General features: G+C 58.4%; 1 tRNA gene, 1 rRNA gene and 1 pseudogene. 1 reads left to right on the forward strand and 2 read right to left on the reverse strand.

Annotation, left to right across the window (positions count from 1 at the left end):
• Window positions 1-119: pseudogene (locus AC1DVR_RS23890) on the forward strand (integrase core domain-containing protein); the annotation flags it as partial.
• A 345-nt stretch (window positions 120-464) separates the two neighbouring features.
• Here the strand turns inward: AC1DVR_RS23890 and AC1DVR_RS23895 are convergent.
• A tRNA-Met gene (locus AC1DVR_RS23895) sits at window positions 465-541 on the reverse strand.
• Between the two features lie 44 nt (window positions 542-585).
• A 5S ribosomal RNA gene (gene rrf / locus AC1DVR_RS23900) occupies window positions 586-676 on the reverse strand; the annotation flags it as partial.

Consider the following 676-nt stretch of genomic DNA (forward strand, 5'->3'; position numbering starts at 1 on the left):
TGTTCTTCGGCATCGACCATGCCCGCGAAGCCGTGGCGCGCTGGACCCACACTTACAACACCGAGCGGCCCCATTCTGCCCTCGGCTACCAGACCCCGGCGGCCTTTGCCGCCCAACTCGCCGCAATGGGCGATCAGCTTCGCGCATTTGAACCGCTGCGCAGATCGCCCATTGCTCCGTCGGCGCAATCGCGCCAAATTCAACCGCCGACTCTGGCCTCAGCTGGGTGAGCATTGGGGGTCACAGCATTCAAAATCCCAATGATCTGCGCTTCCGTAAACCGCGATTGCTTCATTGTCCGTCTCCTTGCGTGGACGGACTCTACCAAAATCTGGAGGAGGTTCACGGGCTCAGGTCAATTTGCATTGAGGGCGCACTGACGGCGATGATTGGCTTGGCCCAAAACGACATAAGCCCGCTTGAGAGCTGGCTGTGTGTTGGCATTGTGGATCGTTTGTTAGATTTGGTTGCGGGGGCAGGATTTGAACCTGCGGCCTTCAGGTTATGAGCCTGACGAGCTACCGGGCTGCTCCACCCCGCGCCGGTTAGGGTTTGTCGTCGTATAGAGATATCGCTTCTTTCTAGGATTGGCGGTGACCTACTCTCCCACGTCTTAAGACGGAGTACCATTGGCGCAACGGCACTTAACGGCCGAGTTCGGGATGGGATCGGGTGT

This window comes from Rhodobacter sp. P2_H5 (genome assembly GCF_056403335.1).